This window comes from Dactylosporangium sp. NPDC051485 (assembly GCF_040682015.1).
Classification (GTDB): domain Bacteria; phylum Actinomycetota; class Actinomycetes; order Mycobacteriales; family Micromonosporaceae; genus Dactylosporangium.
In genome coordinates this window covers 20960-38461 of the sequence record NZ_JBFAZW010000073.1, presented here as the reverse complement: position 1 = coordinate 38461, position 17502 = coordinate 20960, and the positions used below count along the sequence as shown (strand labels likewise).

The 17502-nt window shown below is 71.2% G+C and carries 18 protein-coding genes; 9 read left to right on the top strand and 9 right to left on the bottom strand.

Annotated features, from left to right (window positions below; genetic code table 11):
* Positions 1–33 precede the first annotated feature (33 nt).
* From AB0M46_RS33860 to AB0M46_RS33845, 4 genes are all read right to left on the bottom strand, one after another.
* Positions 34–357, bottom strand: a complete 324-nt coding sequence (locus tag AB0M46_RS33860; RefSeq protein WP_363342804.1) for a DUF3467 domain-containing protein — start codon at positions 355–357, stop codon at positions 34–36.
* Positions 358–437: 80 nt separating this feature from the next.
* Positions 438–1838: a class II fumarate hydratase gene (locus tag AB0M46_RS33855; protein ID WP_363342802.1), complete on the bottom strand. Its 1401-nt coding sequence runs from the start codon at positions 1836–1838 to the stop codon at positions 438–440.
* Positions 1839–1859: 21 nt separating this feature from the next.
* On the bottom strand, positions 1860–4754 hold the full coding sequence (locus AB0M46_RS33850) for a BTAD domain-containing putative transcriptional regulator (RefSeq protein ID WP_363342800.1): 2895 nt from the start codon (positions 4752–4754) through the stop codon (positions 1860–1862).
* Positions 4755–5194: 440 nt separating this feature from the next.
* Complete coding sequence (locus AB0M46_RS33845; protein ID WP_363342798.1) at positions 5195–5404, bottom strand: hypothetical protein; 210 nt, start codon at positions 5402–5404, stop codon at positions 5195–5197.
* Positions 5405–5578: 174 nt separating this feature from the next.
* Here AB0M46_RS33845 and AB0M46_RS33840 point away from each other — a divergent pair, with 174 nt between their 5' ends.
* From AB0M46_RS33840 to AB0M46_RS33830, 3 genes are all read left to right on the top strand, one after another.
* Positions 5579–5758 (top strand): hypothetical protein, encoded by a 180-nt coding sequence (locus AB0M46_RS33840; RefSeq protein WP_363342796.1) that lies wholly within the window; start codon positions 5579–5581, stop codon positions 5756–5758.
* Positions 5759–5940: 182 nt separating this feature from the next.
* Positions 5941–6621, top strand: a complete 681-nt coding sequence (locus tag AB0M46_RS33835) for a hypothetical protein (RefSeq protein WP_363342794.1) — start codon at positions 5941–5943, stop codon at positions 6619–6621.
* Positions 6622–6759: 138 nt separating this feature from the next.
* On the top strand, positions 6760–7398 hold the full coding sequence (locus AB0M46_RS33830) for a DUF4352 domain-containing protein (RefSeq protein ID WP_363342792.1): 639 nt from the start codon (positions 6760–6762) through the stop codon (positions 7396–7398).
* Between the two features lie 225 nt (positions 7399–7623).
* Here the strand turns inward: AB0M46_RS33830 and AB0M46_RS33825 are convergent, their stop codons facing one another.
* From AB0M46_RS33825 to AB0M46_RS33815, 3 genes are read right to left on the bottom strand one after another with little or no spacing between them, the layout of a single operon-like run.
* Positions 7624–9258, bottom strand: a complete 1635-nt coding sequence (locus AB0M46_RS33825) for a fumarate hydratase (protein ID WP_363342790.1) — start codon at positions 9256–9258, stop codon at positions 7624–7626.
* A 12-nt stretch (positions 9259–9270) separates the two neighbouring features.
* Positions 9271–9579, bottom strand: a complete 309-nt coding sequence (locus AB0M46_RS33820; protein WP_363342788.1) for an AzlD domain-containing protein — start codon at positions 9577–9579, stop codon at positions 9271–9273.
* A complete protein-coding gene (locus AB0M46_RS33815; protein WP_363342786.1) occupies positions 9576–10241 on the bottom strand; it encodes an AzlC family ABC transporter permease in 666 nt (221 codons plus the stop codon). The genes AB0M46_RS33820 and AB0M46_RS33815 overlap by 4 nt, the downstream gene beginning before the upstream one ends.
* A gap of 74 nt (positions 10242–10315) precedes the next feature.
* Here AB0M46_RS33815 and AB0M46_RS33810 point away from each other — a divergent pair, with 74 nt between their 5' ends.
* Together AB0M46_RS33810 and AB0M46_RS33805 are read left to right on the top strand one after the other, a co-directional pair.
* Positions 10316–10873: an XRE family transcriptional regulator gene (locus tag AB0M46_RS33810; protein ID WP_363342784.1), complete on the top strand. Its 558-nt coding sequence runs from the start codon at positions 10316–10318 to the stop codon at positions 10871–10873.
* A gap of 50 nt (positions 10874–10923) precedes the next feature.
* The gene (locus AB0M46_RS33805) at positions 10924–11634 is read left to right on the top strand and encodes a metallophosphoesterase (RefSeq protein WP_363342782.1); all 711 of its coding nucleotides are present in this window, start codon (positions 10924–10926) and stop codon (positions 11632–11634) included.
* On the opposite strand, the gene AB0M46_RS33800 is transcribed toward AB0M46_RS33805, so the two are convergent.
* Together AB0M46_RS33800 and AB0M46_RS33795 are read right to left on the bottom strand one after the other, a co-directional pair.
* Positions 11631–12950, bottom strand: coding sequence for a PQQ-binding-like beta-propeller repeat protein (locus AB0M46_RS33800; protein WP_363342780.1), 1320 nt, complete (start codon positions 12948–12950; stop codon positions 11631–11633). The genes AB0M46_RS33805 and AB0M46_RS33800 overlap by 4 nt on opposite strands.
* A gap of 92 nt (positions 12951–13042) precedes the next feature.
* Positions 13043–13525, bottom strand: a complete 483-nt coding sequence (locus AB0M46_RS33795; RefSeq protein ID WP_363342778.1) for an Lrp/AsnC family transcriptional regulator — start codon at positions 13523–13525, stop codon at positions 13043–13045.
* A 102-nt stretch (positions 13526–13627) separates the two neighbouring features.
* Here AB0M46_RS33795 and hppD point away from each other — a divergent pair, with 102 nt between their 5' ends.
* From hppD to hisC, 4 genes are all read left to right on the top strand, one after another.
* Complete coding sequence (hppD, locus tag AB0M46_RS33790) at positions 13628–14785, top strand: 4-hydroxyphenylpyruvate dioxygenase (protein WP_363342776.1); 1158 nt, start codon at positions 13628–13630, stop codon at positions 14783–14785.
* 169 nt (positions 14786–14954) lie between these two features.
* The gene (locus AB0M46_RS33785; RefSeq protein ID WP_363342774.1) at positions 14955–15461 is read left to right on the top strand and encodes an RDD family protein; all 507 of its coding nucleotides are present in this window, start codon (positions 14955–14957) and stop codon (positions 15459–15461) included.
* Between the two features lie 19 nt (positions 15462–15480).
* Positions 15481–16458: an RDD family protein gene (locus tag AB0M46_RS33780; RefSeq protein WP_363342772.1), complete on the top strand. Its 978-nt coding sequence runs from the start codon at positions 15481–15483 to the stop codon at positions 16456–16458.
* Positions 16455–17492 carry a histidinol-phosphate transaminase gene (gene hisC, locus AB0M46_RS33775; RefSeq protein ID WP_363342770.1) on the top strand — a complete coding sequence of 346 codons (1038 nt, stop codon included), beginning with the start codon at positions 16455–16457 and terminating at the stop codon, positions 17490–17492. Before AB0M46_RS33780 ends, hisC begins: the two co-directional genes overlap by 4 nt.
* The last annotated feature ends 10 nt before the right edge of the window (positions 17493–17502 follow it).

Sequence of the window (17502 nt, the reverse complement as noted above, 5' to 3'; positions counted from 1 at the left end):
CCCCCGCAACCACCGCCCTGCAGCAGCGCCGTGTCAGTGGGTATCGGGGTCGGCGCGTTGCCGGCCCGTCTCGAGCTCCCAGGCCGACAGCTGCTCGCTCAGCGCCTTCATCAGCTCGAAAACCTGCTGCGGAGGGATGCGCACCCTCGACACGACCCGCGCCGGAAGATGCACGAACTGGTTTCCCGCCTCGTCCTCGCCCAGGCCCGGAGGTGCGGTGAACACCGAGAAGTCCAGGATGAAACCGTCCGGCTGGTGCCAGAGGTTGACGAAGTTCGCGTACACCCCGGCCTCGATCTCGGGCGGGATGTTGAACAAGATGCGCGGTGGCGTTCCTTCGGGCAGCGGTTGCGTCATGTGAACGCACAGTAGCCCGGTACGGCACGAAAAACCGGCCGCCCCGAAACGGGACGGCCGGCCGCTGGAGGGGTCGGGATCTACTGCGCTCCCGCAGACGTGCCACCCGCCATGCGCAGCAGATCGAGGGCCTCGTCCAGCTCCTGCTCGCTCAGCCTGCCGCGCTCGACGTGGCCACGCTCGACGACGACCTCGCGGATCGTCTTGTTCTCGTGCAGGGCCTGCTTGGCGACGGCGGCGGCCTCCTCGTAGCCCAGGTGGCGGTTCAGGGGGGTGACGATCGAGGGGGAGCCGGCCGCGTACGCCGCCAGGACCTCCTCGTTGGCGGCCAGGCCGTCGATGCAGCGCCGGGCGAACAGGCGGGCCACGTTCGACAGCAGGGCGATGGACTCCAGCAGGTTGTCGGCGATCACCGGGAGCATCACGTTGAGCTCGAAGTCGCCCTGGGTGCCGGCGAAGGCGACCGCGGCGTCGTTGCCGATGACCTGGGCGACGACCTGGCGCACGGCCTCGGGGATGACCGGGTTGACCTTGCCGGGCATGATCGAGGAGCCGGGCTGGAGGTCGGGGATGGCCAGCTCGCGAAGGCCGGCGCGCGGGCCCGAGCCCATCCAGCGGATGTCGTTGGCGATCTTGTACAGGCCGGCGGCGATGGTTCGCAGTACACCCGAGGCCTCGACCAGTGCGTCGCGGGCGCCCTGCGCCTCGAAGTGGTTGCGGGCCTCGGTGAGCGGCAGGCCGGTCGCCTCGGCGAGGCGGGCCACGACCCGGGGCGCGAAGCCGGGCGGGGTGTTCAGGCCGGTGCCCACGGCGGTGCCGCCCAGGGGCAGCTCGGCCACCCGGGGCAGGACGGCGGCGATGCGGTCGGCGCCGTAGCGCACCTGGGCCGCGTAGCCGGAGAACTCCTGGCCGAGGGTGACCGGGGTGGCGTCCATGAGGTGGGTGCGGCCCGCCTTGACCACGCCGGCGAACTCCTCGGCCTTGCGTTGCAGCGCCTCCGACAGCAACAGCAGCGCCGGGCTGAGCGAGGTCGAAAGCTCCGCGGCGGCGGCGACGTGGATGGCCGTCGGGAAGACGTCGTTGGACGACTGCGAGGCGTTCACGTGGTCGTTCGGGTGCACCGGGCGGTCCAGCGCGCGGCTGGCCAGGGTGGCGACGACCTCGTTGACGTTCATGTTGGTCGAGGTGCCCGAGCCGGTCTGGAAGACGTCGATCGGGAACTGGTCGTCGGCCTCACCCGCGGCCACCCGGTCGGCGGCGGCGCCGATCGCGGCCGCGACGCCGGGCTCCACGACGCCCAGCTCGCCGTTGACCGCGGCGGCGGCCGCCTTGATCCGGGCCAGGGCGCGGATCAGCGCCGGGGGCAGTCGCCGGCCCGAGATCGGGAAGTTCTCCACCGCCCGTTGGGTCTGCGCCCGCCACAAGGCCTCGGCGGGGACGCGCACCTCGCCCATCGTGTCGTGCTCCACGCGGTACTCCATGAAGCAAATATGCCCCGAATGTCACCGCGTAAGGGCGGTGAGATCCGTCGCTCCCATCGACGTGAACAGCGCCACGGCCTCGTCCGTGCGGCCCAGGCCGGCCAGGGCGCGGGCCTTCTCGTAGAGGTCTCCGGTGCGGGAGGCCTTGGCGTAGGCCTCGCGGTTGAGCCGCAGGGCCTCGTCGTGGCGGCCGGCCGCGCGCAGCGTGAGGGCCAGGTCGTTGGCGACCAGGCACTGGCCGGAGACGTCGGCCACGTGCTCCATCTGCTCGCGGGCCGCGCGCTGACAGGCGATCGCGTCGGACAGGCGGCCGCTGAGGCGGTAGGCGGTGCCGAGCTTGCTCAGCGTCTCGGCGCTGCCGTACTGGTTGACCGTGTCCCGCTTGAGCGCGAGCGCGCGGCGCAGCAGGGCGGTCGCCGTGGTGAGGTGACCCAGGTGCAGGTGCACCAGGCCGAGCTCGCCGATCATGATGGCCGTGGCCCGGAGGTTGTCGATGCGCCGGGCCACGGCCAGGCCCAGCCGGTTGGCGGCCAGCGCCTGCTGGTAGTCGCCGGCCTGGGTGTACCCGATGGCCAGGGTGCTGTGCAGCTTGAACTGCAGGATCGGCGGCACTTCGTCCATGCGCACCGCGGCGGCCGCCTCGGCCGAGGCGAGGCCCTCCGGGTACTGGCCCAGCCGGACGTGCAGCATGGCCAGGTTGGTCAGCGCGGTGCCGACCAGCCGCGGTATGTTCCCCCGCTCGGCGATGCGGATGACCGCGTGCAGCGTGGTGAGGGCGTCGGGGAGGCGGCCCATCCGGAAGTACACGGCGGCCAGGTAGTTGCGCGACTCCGCCTCCAGCTCGGGGTCGGCCAGGGCCGCGGCCGCCGCGATCGCACGCTCGTACAGGTCGAGCTGGTGCTCGCCGAAGCCGAAGCCGAACAGGAACGGCGACACGGCGCGGGTCAGCAGGCAGGTGTGCCGGTGGCGGCTGGCGTCGGCGGCCAGGCGGGTCACGCCGAGCACGTTGGGCAGCTCCCGCTCCAGCCAGCGGCGGGACTCGGCGGGGCTGTCGAAGGCCGGCGCGGTCGGCGGCGGGGTCTCCAGGCGCAGCACCGAGCGGGTGTCGCCGAGCTCCATGTACTGGGTGGCGGAGAGCACCGAGTACAGATAGTGGTCGAGTAGTCGCTCGACGGCGTCGGCGTCGGGCGGGGCCAGCCGGGCCGCGAAGTCTCGCAGGAGGTCGTGCAGCCGGTACCGCCCGGCCGCCGGCGCCTCGACCAGGTGCACGTCGACGAGCTCCTCCAGCAGCTCCTCGGCCTCGTCGACGGCCATCCCGGCCAGCGCCGCGGCCGCCGCCGACTCAAAGTCGCCCGGGGGGTGAAGACCCAGGAGCGCGAAAAGCTTCTGCAGCGGTACGGCCAAATGCTGGAACGACAGCGTGAACGCGGCCGCCACCGTGCGCCCGTCGACGGCGAGCTCGCCCAGGCGCCGCTCGGCGATGCGCAGCCGCGCGGCCAGGTCGGCGACCGTCCAGGTCGGCCGGTGCTGCAGGCGGGCGCCGGCCAGCCGGACGGCCAGCGGGAGGCGCCCGCACAGCTCGGCCACCTCGATCGTGCGGGCCGGGTCGGTGTACGCGCGCTCGCCCACGGTCCGGCGCAGCAGCTCGACGGCGTCGTCCAGCGGCAGCACGTCGAGGGAGACCGTCTGCGCCCCGTCGAGGCCGCCGAGGCGCCGGCGGCTGGTGATGACCACGCCGGTGTGCGCGGTGCCGGGCAGCATCGGCAGCACCTGGGCGGTGTCGAGGGCGTTGTCCAGCAGTACCAGCACCTGCCGGTCGGCGAGCTCGGTGCGCCAGAGCACGGCGCGGTCGTCGAGGCCGAGCGGCACCTGCTCGGCCGACACCCCGAGCTGGCGCAGCAGGGCGCCGAGGGCCTCACCCGGGTCGAGCGGGGCGCGTTCGCTGTGGCCGCGCAGGTCGAGGTACAGCTGGCCGTCGGGGTAACGATCGGCGGCGGCGTGCGCGACCCGCACGGCGAGCGTGGTCTTGCCGGTGCCGGCCATGCCGTCGATCGCGATGACCTCGGGCCGCTCGTCGCGCAGCTGCCCGACCAGCCGCTTGACCAGCTCGGCCCGGCCGGCGAAGTCGGCCACGTCGCGGGGCAGGCAACGGGCGGCCCGCCGGCCCAGCGCCCGCGGCGGCTGCGGCAGCAGCAGCTCGGCGTCGCCGTTGAGGATGCGCCGGTGCAGCTCGACCAGCTCGGTCCCGGGCTCGATGCCGAGCTCCTCGGCCAGCAGCGCCCGGCCGCGGCGGAACACGGCCAGCGCGTCGGCCCGCCGGCCGGTGCGGGCCAGCGCGGTCATCAGGTGGCCGCGGAACTGCTCGTGGTGCGGGTAGCGCTCGACCAGGTCGGCCACCTCGGCCAGGATCTCCTCGGCCAGGTCGAGCCGCAGCTCCACGTCGAGGCAGAAGGCCATGGCGGCGGTCCACTGCTCCTCGAGGTGCGCGGCCGCGGCCCGGACCACGTCGGAGTCGACGTCGGTCAGCGGCCGCCCCCGCCACAGCGCCAGCGCGGCCCGCAGCTCGTCGCGGCCGCGGGGCAGGTCACCGTCGGCCGCCGCGGCCCGCCCGCGCTCGACCCGGGCCGCGAACAGGGCGGCGTCGAGATCGTCGGGGCCGACCTTGATGCGGTACCCGGCCGGCTCGGTGACCACCAGGTCCTCCGGCAGCCCGGCCTTGCGCAGCAGCTGGCGCAGCCGCGACACGCAGCTGTGCACCTGGGCCCGCGCGGTCGGCGGCGGGCTGGTGTCCCACAGGGCAGCGATGACCTGCTGCACGGGCACCAGCTGACCCTCGCGCAGCAACAGCAGCGCGAGCAGAACCCGCTCGCGCGGAGCCGCGACCGTGATCTCGGTGACCGGCGTGCGAATCTGCACCGGTCCCAGGATCGAAAATCGGGTCGAATCGCGCATACTCACCCTCTGTGCGGCCGCCGCCTCCCCTCGAAGCTGCACGCTCGAATATCCGATGGTAGTCAGATGAGAGCGTCGAAAGAGCAGGGGCGGCGACCCTTTTTCAGCGGAGCGCATGCGCGTGCCGGAATGCGTCCAGAGTTTGCCGAGCTTTTGCTCAAGTCCTGCGACTGGTTCTACTCAATCGAAGGTCCCGCTTGCTCTGGACGAACGGGGATATTTCGGTCGTACAGGCGAATCACCGAGTGCGGGGCTGCACCCAATGACGTGTGCGGCCCCCGAAACATTTCGCTCCGTTGATATTGGACGCACGCAACGTCACGACCTTCGCCTGCTGTGAACATTTGTCGCCATTATTCCGATATCATCGGTTTCCGCGAGTTGTCCCGGACCGCTGACGGTCGCTACCAGTGCCCGCGGAAGTACCGCCGCCAGCACAACGCGATGACGAGCACCGCGGCGACGTAGCCCAGCACCGGCGAGCGGAGCGCGACGGCAAGCACAGCGGCAAACACTGCCGCGACCATGAACATCCACGAGACGAGCACGCCGCCCACCCCGTCGCGCCGCGCGGCATAGCGCTCCAGCCACGCCCACGGCCCACGCCCGCCCACCCGACGAATGCTACCGGTGATCGAGTTACATCGCTGCGTAACGAGAGCGACTCGCCGGCCAGTCGAGCGGCAGCACCTTCGTCGACCCGGACCTCAGCGCCTCCCGGGTTCACCCGCAGTGTGCTTTTCAGTAGGTCATAACAAGTTGGCTGGCGTCTCGCTACCGTGGCAAGCATGACCAAAACTCCCGAACCGGCGGGCCCGCGCGAGTGGAAGCCCGGCGCTGGCTGGGAGCGCGCCAAGCGTGAGATCCCGCAGTACGTACCCGAACTCACCGACGAGGACATGCGCCGCGCCGCCGAAATCCACGCCGCCGCAAACCGACGCGACGGCCGCAGCCGGCACGCTGCCTGACTTGCCCCAGTCAGGCTGAACTGCAAAACGCGACATGTCGTAGACCGGAACCTCGAGACCCAGCTGGCCCGGATTGAGGCAGTCACCACCGCGTTGCCGAGTTGCATGTTCGCCGCCCCAGTCCGGATGGACCGCACGCGCGGCTGACCGGTTCCGGCTGAACTGCGGGCACGATGTCGATCGTGAAGATCCGGAGCTTCGCTGTAGCCACCTGCACCCTGCTGCTCTTAGCTGCGTGCGGCGGGAACGCCGCCAAGACTGCGGCGCCCGCCGTCAGCGCCCCGCCGACCACCGCAGCCGCCAGCCCAACCCCCGCGCCGCCTTCGCCGACGCCGACGTTCTGCCCTAACGGGCGGCTCCCCAACGGCAACTGCGCGGGTGGCACGGTCGCGGCATCCACCAGCGCCGCTCCGGCCGGCGCAGTGTGGGAAACCTGCGACCCGAACAAGGACCCAGTTTTCGACGTGACGGGGTGCGACCGGAGCTTCTACTCCGACCCGTGCCAGGCGTCGCGGTATTCGGACGCCAGCGGCGACCTACTCGATGCGTACATCGAGAACAAGGAGTCGATCGACGGGGCCCGGCTTTCCGCGTGCCCCAAATATCTGCCGGTGTGGCAGCAGGCCCAGACGGGATTCACTGACGGAACGTATGCGGTGCCGTCCGAGGTCAAGCCCGGCAGCTACCAGACGACGGCGCACCTGACGGGTGGGAAGGTGATCGACTGCTACTGGGAGCGGAGCAAGAATGGCCGCATCGTCGACAACAATTTTGTGACTGGGTCGGTCCGGGTGACGGTGACGATCCGTTCGAGCGACGACACGTTCGTCTCGAGGGGTTGCGGCGACTGGGTGAAGGCATAGCCGGTGCGCGGCGGCTGCCGTGCCGGCTGAAGGCGATGCCGGGCCCTTTTGTCGTCTCTGGGTGCCCTTTGCGGTCAGCCGAGAGCGGTACGTTCAGGCAGCATTTGCGACGAATTGCCACGAATCCCTGAAGGGTGGATGGCATTCCGGGTTTGCGTTGCCGCAAATGAACCGGAGCTACCGGACCCGTCCGGGCACCTCGTAACGCTCACCCGTCAGGAGCAACCAAACATGCGTCGCAACACCTACCTTGCCCTCCTTGCCGCGCCCCTTGCCGCGTTCGTCATCGCCTGCGGCGCGACGGGCAGCTCCACCAACGCCGGCAGTGCAGGTGACGGCGGTACGGCCAAGCAGGACGCCAAGAGCGCTCCTGTCACCGTGAAGGCCGGCGAGACGATGACGCTCACCGAAAGCGTCTTCGGGTCCAAGACCGTCGTGGAGATCACCCTCACGAACATCAAGGCCAACGTGAAGGCCAAGGACCAGTTCAGCAAGCCGCAGAAGGGCCAGTTCATCACCGCCGATGTGACCGCGGTGGTGAAGGAGGGCAAGTACTCCGTCAACGGGTCCATGTTCAAGCTTGTCGCCGCCGACGGGACGGCGTTCGACTCGACGATCGCCTTGAACGGCAAGGATCTGTCCGCGAGTGACATGACGGCCGGTCAGAAGACGTCGGGGTCGATCGTGTTCGACGCCGCGGCCGGTGCCGAGAAGGGTGCGAAGGTGGCGTTGAAGAGCTACCTGGCGGACGGCGATGCGGGGTACTGGACTCTGTGATGCATGGGCCGCTGGCCGTTTGCTGACGGGTGGCGGCTGGCAGGGCCGCGAAGCGCGGGCCGGCGCCTTTTGGTGCCGGCCCGTTGCTTGCTGCTAGAAGCCGCCGGGTGCCACCTACAGCTGCCGACGTCACCACGGCGGGAGCCGGCGATGCGGCAGAAGCCACCGGTCGAGCGGTGACAGCCCTGGCGGGAGAGCTGCCCCCACCAGGGTCGATAAGTCTGATTACCGCTGGCCGATCTGAAGGGTCAGCTTCGGCTTGGTGACCTCGGCGAAGAAGTCGTTGCCCTTGTCGTCTACGACGATGAAGGCCGGGAAGTCGACCACGTCGATCTTCCAGACGGCCTCCATGCCCAGCTCCGGGTACTCGAGGACCTCGACGTGCTTGATGCAGTCCTGGGCCAGGCGGGCCGCCGGGCCGCCGATCGAGCCGAGGTAGAAGCCGCCGTGGCTGCGGCAGGCGTCGGTCACCTGCTTGGAGCGGTTGCCCTTGGCCAGCATGACCAAGGAGCCGCCGGCGGCCTGGAACTTCTCGACGTAGGCGTCCATGCGGCCGGCCGTGGTCGGGCCGAAGGAGCCCGACGCGTAGCCCTCCGGGGTCTTGGCCGGGCCGGCGTAGTAGACGGCGTGGTCGCGCAGGTAGGCGGGCATTGGCTCGCCGGCGTCCAGGCGCTCGGCGATCTTGGCGTGGGCGATGTCGCGGGCGACGACCAGGGGGCCGGTCAGGGACAGGCGGGTCTTGACCGGCAGGGCGGAGAGCTGGGCGCGGATCTCGGACATCGGGCGGTTCAGGTCGACGGTGACCACGTCGTCGTCGAGGTGCTCGTCGGTGACGTCGGGCAGGAAGCGGGCCGGGTCGCGCTCCAGCTGCTCCAGCCAGATGCCGCTCTCGTTGATCTTGCCGACGGCCTGGCGGTCGGCGGAGCAGGACACGGCGATGGCGACGGGGCAGGAGGCGCCGTGGCGCGGGAGGCGCACGACGCGCACGTCGTGGCAGAAGTAGCGGCCGCCGAACTGGGCACCGATGCCGAACTCGCGGGTCAGCTGGAGCACCTGGGCCTCCAGCTCGAGGTCGCGGAAGCCGTGGCCGACCGGGGAGCCCTCGGTGGGGAGGGTGTCCAGGTACTTGGCCGAGGCCAGCTTGGCCGTCTTCAGCGCGTGCTCGGCCGAGGTGCCGCCGATGACGATGGCCAGGTGGTACGGCGGGCAGGCCGCGGTACCGATGAGGCGCAGCTTCTCCTCCAGGAACTGCATCATCCTCGTCGGGTTGAGCAGGGCCTTCGTCTCCTGGTACAGGTAGCTCTTGTTGGCCGAACCGCCACCCTTGGCCATGAAGAGGAACTTGTAGGCGTCGTCCCCCTCGGCGTACAGCTCGACCTGCGCCGGCAGGTTGGAGCCCGTGTTCTTCTCGTCCCACATGGTCAGCGGGGCCAGCTGCGAGTACCGCAGGTTCAGCCGCGTGTAGGCGTCGAACACGCCCCGCGCGATGGCCTCCTCGTCGCGGCCGTCGGTGAGCACGAAGCGGCCGCGCTTGCCCATGACGATGGCGGTGCCGGTGTCCTGGCACATCGGCAGCACGCCGCCCGCGGCGATGTTGGCGTTGCGCAGCAGGTCGAGGGCGACGAAGCGGTCGTTCGACGAGGCCTGCGGGTCGTCGATGATCGAGCGCAGCTGGGTCAGGTGGGCGGGGCGCAGGAAGTGCGCGATGTCGTGCATGGCCTCGTCGGTCAGGCGGGTGAGCGCCTCCGGCTCGACCGTCAGAAATCGCCCGTCGCGGCCGACCCCGTCGCTGGTGACCAAGCGGTATTCGGTGTCGTCGGGTCCGAGTGGCAGCAGCGGCGAGAACGCGAAATCGGGCATGACCCGACTGTATTACTCGACTCCTGCCACCCTGAGCAGGGCCGCCGTCAGTGCCGCGGCCACCACAACGACGACGAACGGGGCCTTGCGCCAGGCCAGCACGGCGCCGACCAGCACTCCCGCGGGCCGCGCGACGCCCACGAAGTGCGTGCCGTCCAGCAGCGCCGCGGTCGCGATCAGGGCGGCCAGCAGCGCGACGGCGGACAGTGTGAGGTACCGCCGGATCCCCTCCGACACCGAGATCCGGTCGCGCAGGACGGGCCCCGCGAACCGGAAGGCGTAGGTGCCGAGGGCCAGCGCGATGATCGCGATCCAGCTCATGAGGAGCGCCTCCCGAGGACGAGTGCGAGCAGGGCCACGAGCACGGGCAGGCCCGCGGGCAGCCACGGGGTGCTGACCAGCGCGAGCGCCGCGCCGCCGAGGGCGACCAGGGTCGACGGGCGGTCCTTGAGCGAGGGCAGGGTCAGGGCCAGCAGCGCGGCCGGGAAGGCGGCGTCGATGCCGAGCGTGTCCGGGTCGCCCAGCGCCGAGCCGACGACCGCGCCGGCGGCGGCCGAGACGTTCCAGGTCAGGAACAGCGCGATGCCGGTCATCCAGTACGCCCGGCGCCGGCGCCCCGGATCCTCCTGGGCCAGGGCGAAGGCGACCGACTCGTCGGTCATCAGGTGGCTGCCCAGCAGCCGGCCCCAGCGGGAGGCGCCGAGCACCTCGTTGCCGATCGCCAGGCCGAACGGCAGGTGCCGCGCGTTGAGCAGCAGGCCGGCCGCGATGATCGCGACGGCGGTGGCCCCGGCGCCGGCCAGGCCGACCGCGAGGAACTGGGCGCCCCCGGCGTAGACGAACGCGTTCATGACCATGATCTGGGCCAGCGGCACGCCCCCTGCGGAGGCGATCGCGCCGAACGACAGCCCGACGACCGCGGCGGCCGCGCACAGCGCCGTCACGTCGCGGGCGATCGGATCTGTTCGGAGAATCGAACGCATAGTTCGGTATGCTGGACCGAGGCCGAGCGTTCGTCAAGCCGAATGAATCGTTCGACGTACCGAACAGGACGAGGATGGATCCCAACAAGCCCCCGATCGACCTCATCGCCGCCGCCCTGCGCCGGGAGCGGGAGCGCGAGAAGCTGTCGCTGAGCGAGGTCGCCAAACGCGCCGGGATCGCGAAGTCCACGCTCAGCCAGCTCGAGTCGGGGGCCGGCAACCCGAACATCGAGACGCTGTGGGCCCTCGCCGTCGCGCTCAACGTGCCGTTCAGCCGGCTGGTCGAGCCGCCGCCGACCGCGCCGCGGGTGATCCGGGCCGGCGACGGGCCGACGATCAGGTCCGAGCAGGCCGACTTCGTGGGCACGCTGCTGGCCACCTGCCCGCCGGGGGTGCGCCGCGACATCTACCTCATGCGCGTGGAGCCGGTCGGCGCCCGCAAGGCCGACGCCCACCTGCCGGGCACGATCGAGCACGTGGTCATGGTCAGCGGCCGGCTGCGGGTCGGCCCCGAGGACTCCCCGGTCGACCTCGACGTGCACGACTACGCGTCCTTCGCCGGCGACGTCGCGCACGGCTACGAGGCCCTCGCGCCCCACACCTCCTTCGCGCTGATCATGGAACACCGCTGATATCCGATTCGCCGTTGTACCGCTTGACGCCCCCCAATAGCGTCGGCCCCATGACGCTCATCGCGCACGTCAGCGACACCCATCTCGACGGCACGCCCCGCAGCGCCGAGCGGGTCGACCGGGTCGTCGAGCACCTCGCCGGATTACCCCGTCCGGTGGACGCCGTGCTGCTCACCGGGGACCTGGCCGACCACGGCGAGCCCGACGAGTACGCCGGCCTGAAGGTCTTCGAGCGGATCGGCGTACCGCTGCTGCACCTCCCGGGAAATCACGACAAGCGGGAGCCCTTCGTGGCGGCCGGCCTGGGGCCGCTGAACCGCACCGAGCGGGTCGGGGACCTGCTGCTGGCGCTCGTCGACTCGACCATCCCGGGCCGGGGCGACGGGCTCGTGCCGGACGCGACGCTGGAGTGGCTCGACCGCGCGCTGGGCGGCACCGACCCGGCGCTCGTGTGCTTCCACCATCCGCCGGTCGGGGTCGGCCACCCGTACGCTGACAAGGCCCGACAGTTCGGCGAGGAGCGCCTCGCCGAGGTCATCGCCCGGCACCCGAACGTCCTGGCCATCCTGTGCGGCCATTTCCACACGGCCACGGTCACCACGTTCGCGGGCGTGCCGGTGCTCATCGCCCCGGCCGTGGCCTCGACGCTGATCATGCCGTGGGAGGTCGAGGGCGGCGACCTGGACCGCGGCGGACCGCTGGCGATCGCCTACCACCTCTTCCACGAGGGCCGGCTCACCACCACGTTCCGGTTCATCTAGGTGTACCGCAGGTAGCCGATCGTCCGGCCCCGGCCGATCATCAGCCCGTGCTCGCCGACCCCGATGACGTCGGCGGTGGTCTTCGCGTCCAGCAGCTTGGTGCCACCGCCGGGGGCGTAGGCGATCAGCCGGCCCTCGCGGGCGTCGCGCACCAGCACCGCGTACCGGGAGAGGGCCACGTCCGCCTTGCCGGGGATCGTCTGCTGCCACAGGCGCCCGCCCTTGTCGAAGTCGACGACCGCCAGGGTCTTGCCGCCGTCGGTGCGCACGAGGCCGTACTGGCTGTCGGCCGCCACGATCTCGTCGCCCTCGGCGCCGGCCCACATCTCGCGCCCGTCGCGCGGGGAGAGGAACACCTCGCGGTTGTCGCCGCGGGTCGCCACCAGCACGGTCTCGGCGCCGGCCGGGTCGCGGCGCTGCTCGCAGCCCGCCCCGGACGCGGTGTGCAGGTCGTAGCCGTCCTTCTTCCACACCGTCTTGCCGGTGCCCGGGTCGCGGGCCTCGAGGCTGTACCGGCAGTTGCCGTCCTTCGGCACGGCGCTGGAGACCAGCACCCGCCCGCCGACCACCACCACGCGGCTGATGTTCGTCGGCTCCTCCTCGCGCAGCAGCTTGCCGTGCAGGGCGTCGACGACCTTGACCTTCTGCTCGATCGGGAAGCCCAGCATCGCCGGGATGGCCCGGGGCATGGCGCCGATCGCGTCCCGGTAGGCCTCGGCCTTCACGTCGGTGCCGAGCAGGTCGGTGTTGATGCCGTTGAGCACCCGCCCGATGCCCGGCAGCGTGAGCTTCCAGGCCTGCGCGCCGTCGCGCGGCGCCCGGGCGCTCAGGGTGCAGTCCGACAGGCCGCCGCAGGCCAGGGTGAGGACGTTGTCGCGGAAGGTCCACGCCCCGACGGCGTCCTTGTCCTTCCAGCGCTCGGTGCCGCTGCCGGGGTCGAGCGCGACGAGCCCGGCGCCGCGCCGCCCGACGATCGCCACCGCCGCGCCCCCGTCGCCGGCCACCCCGGCCCAGTCGGCCTCGCGCTGCCAGAGCATGGTCCCGGCGCTGAGCGACCGGGCCTCGACCGTGCCGCGCATGTTGACCAGGACGGTGTCGCCGGTGATGACGGCCGAGAGGGGCTGGCCGCCGACCCGCTCGATCCAGTCGGTCTCGGGGGTGGAGAGCTGGCTCGCGCTGGAGGCGACCTTCTCCCACCAGTCGCTGACCTTGGGAATCGGGTTCCACCCGGTGACCAGGATGCCCGTGACGATCAGCGCCAGCACGCCGATCGCGCCGAGCGCCGTCTCGAACTTGCGGACCGCTCCCCTAGCCACGACCGGCAGCGTAACGCCGCGGCATGATACGTCGGCGGATGGCCGCTTTTGCCCGTGTCGACCGGATTCACCCACCGGGTGGACAGCCGCGCTTATCTCGCGGTGACCGCCGCCGCTTCGACCAGCGGCAGGACGCGATACCGGATCTGCTCGGCCAGGGCGATGATCGTCGAGGAGCGCACGACGCCCTCGTGGCTCATCACCCGGTCGATGACCCGCTGCAGGTCGGCGTTGGAGCGCGCCACGATCCGGCAGAGCAGGTCGCCGGAGCCGGTGATCGTGTGCACCTCCAGCACCTCCGGGATCTCCGCGAGGTGCGCCGACGCCGGGTCGTGGCCGAACCGCTGCCGGATCTCGAGGGTCACGAACGCGGTCACCCCGTAGCCCAGCGCCGCCGGGTCGATGTCCGGCCCGCTCCCGCGGATCACCCCCCGGTCCGCGAGCCGGTCGAGCCGGGCCTGCACGGTGCCCCGGGCCACCCGCAGCCGCCGGGAGCACTCCAGCACGCCAATGCGCGGCTCGGCCGCCAGCAACGCGATCAGCCGTGCATCGAGAGCGTCGATTGCACTGGTCATCTTGTCCACCAGTACACCCTAATCGCGGCCCGGAATGTGCAACTTGACCATGCGAAACAGCCTTCCTTGCCCAACCTCGCAATCGGCGCCCAGGCTGGTCGTATGACCCGCGCCATCGAAGACCTCAGCGAACTCATCGGGGCCGTCGAGCACGACGTCTCCCATGACCCGTTCCCGCTCACCGGCCTCGATCACGTCCGGTTCTACGTCGGCAACGCCAAGCAGGCGGCGCACTACTACTCGACCGCCTTCGGCATGTCGCTGATCGCCTATCGCGGGCCGGAGCAGGGCCACCGTGACCACGCCGAGTACGTCCTCAGGGCCGGCTCGGCGGTCTTCGTGCTGACCGGCGGCGTGCACCGGCGGGCCGCGGCCACCCAGCACTACGAGCGGCACGGCGACGGCATCGCCGACATCGCGCTCGAGTGCCCCGATGTCGACACCGCCTACGCCTACGCGATCCGCCAGGGTGCCACCGGCCTGGCGGAGCCCCACGACGTCGAGGACGAGCACGGCGTCGTGCGCCGGGCCGCGGTGGCGACCTACGGCGAGACCCGCCACACCCTCGTGGACCGGTCCCGGTACACAGGGCCGTTCCTGCCCGGCTTCGTCGCCCGCGGCCCGATCGTGGCCCCGCCGGCCCGCCGCTTCTTCCAGGCCGTCGACCACGTCGTGGGCAACGTCGAACTGGGTTACATGGACGAGTGGGTCGAGTTCTACCGCCGGGTCATGGGCTTCAGCAACATGGCCGAGTTCGTCGGCGACGACATCGCCACGGAGTACTCGGCCCTCATGAGCAAGGTCGTGGCCAGCGGCACCCGCAAGGTCAAGTTCCCGCTCAACGAGCCGGCCGTCTCGCGCAAGAAGTCGCAGATCGACGAGTACCTCGAGTTCTACGGCGGCCCGGGCGCCCAGCACATCGCGCTGGCCACCAACGACATCCTGCGCACGGTCGACGAGATGACCGCGGCCGGCGTCGAGTTCCTGGTCACGCCGGACTCCTACTACGACGACCCCGAACTGCGCGCGCGCATCGGGCAGGTGCGCGCGCCGATCGAGGAGCTCAAGTCCCGCGGCATCCTGGTCGACCGGGACGAGGACGGCTACCTGCTGCAGATCTTCACCAAGCCGGTCCAGGACCGCCCGACGGTGTTCTTCGAGGTGATCGAGCGGCACGGCTCGCTCGGCTTCGGCAAGGGCAACTTCAAGGCGCTCTTCGAGGCGATCGAGCGCGAGCAGGAACTTCGCGGGAACCTGTAACACTGTTCGGGTGACGTATCCGGGTCAGCCGCAGCCGGGTGGTGTCCCGAATTACGGACCACCACCCGGCCCACAGGGTTATCAACAGGGTTATCCACAGAATCCACAGCTCGCCGCCGGTTATCCACCGGGTTATCCACAGGGCCAGTACGCCGTCCCCCCGCCCGGGATGTACGTCCCGCGGGCGCCCAACGGCATGCCGCTGGCGAACTTCGGCGACCGGCTCGTGGCATACCTGATCGACGCGGCGGTGCTCGTCGCCGTCAACCTCGTGCTGGCCATCCCGGTGTTCATCGCCATCTTCGCGGTGATCGCCAGCGCGGCCTCCAGCAACTCCACCAACGCGGGCCTCTTCATCGGCGTGCCGCTGCTGATCGAGCTGGGCTACGTCGTGGTCTCCCTCGGCGTGATGTACGTGTACCACGTGGAGATGTTCGGCCGGACCGGCATCACGTGGGGCAAGCGGGCGATGAAGCTGCAGATCATCCGCACCGACAACCCGGCCCTGCCCCCCGACCGCGGGTTGCTGGTCAAGCGCTGGGCGGTGCAGTTCCTGGTCGGCGTCGTCGTGCCGTTCTTCTCCTGGGTCGACAACCTGTGGCAACTGTGGGATAAGCCCTACCAGCAGTGCCTGCACGACAAGGCGGCGGGCACCATTGTGGTGAAGGCCGGATGAGCACGACGGAGGCGGAGGCGTGACAGCGCCCGGGTGGTACAAGGACCCTGCGGATACCGACGTCCAGCGGTATTGGGACGGCGAGGGCTGGATCGGCGAGCCGGTCCCGGCGTCCGAGCCGGCCCCGGCGGAGCCACCGGTGGTGACACCGCCGGAGCCGCCCGTCGCGCCGCCGGCGCCGGCGCCCGCCGGACCGGGCCCGGTCGTCACCACGCCCGGCGCCGCGCTGCCACAGGGCGCGGTGGTGCTGCCGCCGGGCACGCCGATCCCGCCGGGTGGCTTCCCGCCCGGGCAGCTGCCGCCGGGCGCGATCGTCCTGCCGCCGGGCACGCCGCTGCCGCCCGGACTGCGCCACCAGGGCAACCTGCCGGCCGGCGCGGTGCAGGTGCTCCTGCCGCCGCAGGCCGCGCCGCTGGCGGCCCGCCCGCACGGGCACGCCGTCGCGTCGCTGGGCGCCCGGCTGCTCGCCCGGCTCATCGACATCGTCGCGGTCGCGTTGCTCAACGCGGTGATCACCGGCTGGTTCATCTATCAGTACATCAGGGACGTCGGCCCGGTCATGGCCGAGATCTGGCGCCGGGCAATGGCCAACGAGCCGATGGGCGACCTGGCCACCTCCGAGCGGGGCAGCTCCCTGCTGGTGGTGATCCTGGTCCTCATCGCCGCGGTGTGGTTCGCCTACGAGGTGCCGGCCACCGCCAACAGCGGCCAGACGCTCGGCAAGTGGCTGCTCAAGATCAAGGTCGTCGGCCTGGACAGCGAGCAGCCGATCGGCTTCGGCCGGGCGATCCGGCGCTGGAACCCGCTGGGCCTGTCCGTGCTGCTGTGGACCTGCGGCGTCGGCTTCCTGCTGCAGTTCGTCGACAGCCTCTCGCCCGTGATCGACTGGCCGCTGCGCCGCGCCTTCCACGATCGCTCGGCCGGCACCGTCGTGGTCGCCACCGACAGCACCGCGCCTTCCACCGCAGAGCCCACCAACGCCGGAGAACAGCCATGAGCCTCACCCGCCCCGACCTCGACGCCCTCCCCGCCTACGTCCCCGGCCGCTCGGTGCCGGGCGCGATCAAGCTGGCCAGCAACGAGGTGCCCTACGGTCCGCTGCCCGGCGTCGTGGAGGCGGTGACCGCGGCCGTCGCGGGCGTGCACCGGTACCCCGACATGGGCGTCACCGAACTGCGCGGGCGGCTGGCCGAGCGCCTCGGCGTCGACCCGGAGCGGATCGCCACCGGCTGCGGCTCGGTCGCGCTCTTCGAGCACCTGTTCCGCGTGACCTGCCTGCCCGGCGACGAGGCGGTCTACGCGTGGCGTTCCTTCGAGGCGTACCCCATCATCGGCGCCACCACCGCGGCGACCAGCGTCCGGGTGCCGAACACCGTGACGCACGGCCACGACCTGGACGCGATGGCGGCCGCGATCACGGAGCGCACCCGGCTGGTCATCGTGTGCAACCCGAACAACCCGACCGGCACGGCGGTGCGCAAGGCCGAGCTCGACGCGTTCCTCGACAAGGTGCCGGACAACGTGCTGGTGGCGCTGGACGAGGCGTACCGCGAGTTCGTCACCGACCCCGCGGTGCCCGACGGGCTGGTGGAGTACGGCGACCGCCCCAACGTCGTCGTCCTGCGCACCATGTCGAAGGCATGGGGCCTGGCCGGCCTGCGCATCGGGTACCTGATCGGCGCGCCCGCGGTGGCCGCGGCCGTGCGCAAGGTCATCACGCCGTTCTCCACCTCGCTGCCCGCCCAGGCCGCCGCGCTCGCCGCGCTCGCCGCGGAGCCCGAGATGCTCCGGCGGGTCGACCTGGTCGTCACCGAGCGGTCCCGGGTGGTCGAGGCGGTCCGGAAGGTGTACCCCGATGTGCCGGAGACCCAGGCGAACTTCTTCTGGCTGCCGCTGGGCGACCGCTCCGCCGAGTTCGCCGCCGCCTGCGAGCAGGCGGGCGTGATCGTGCGCGCCTTCCAGGGCGACGGCGTGCGCGTGACGATCGGCACCCCTTCGGAGAACGACGCCTTCCTCAGCGTGGTGCTCTAACCCTCAGCGT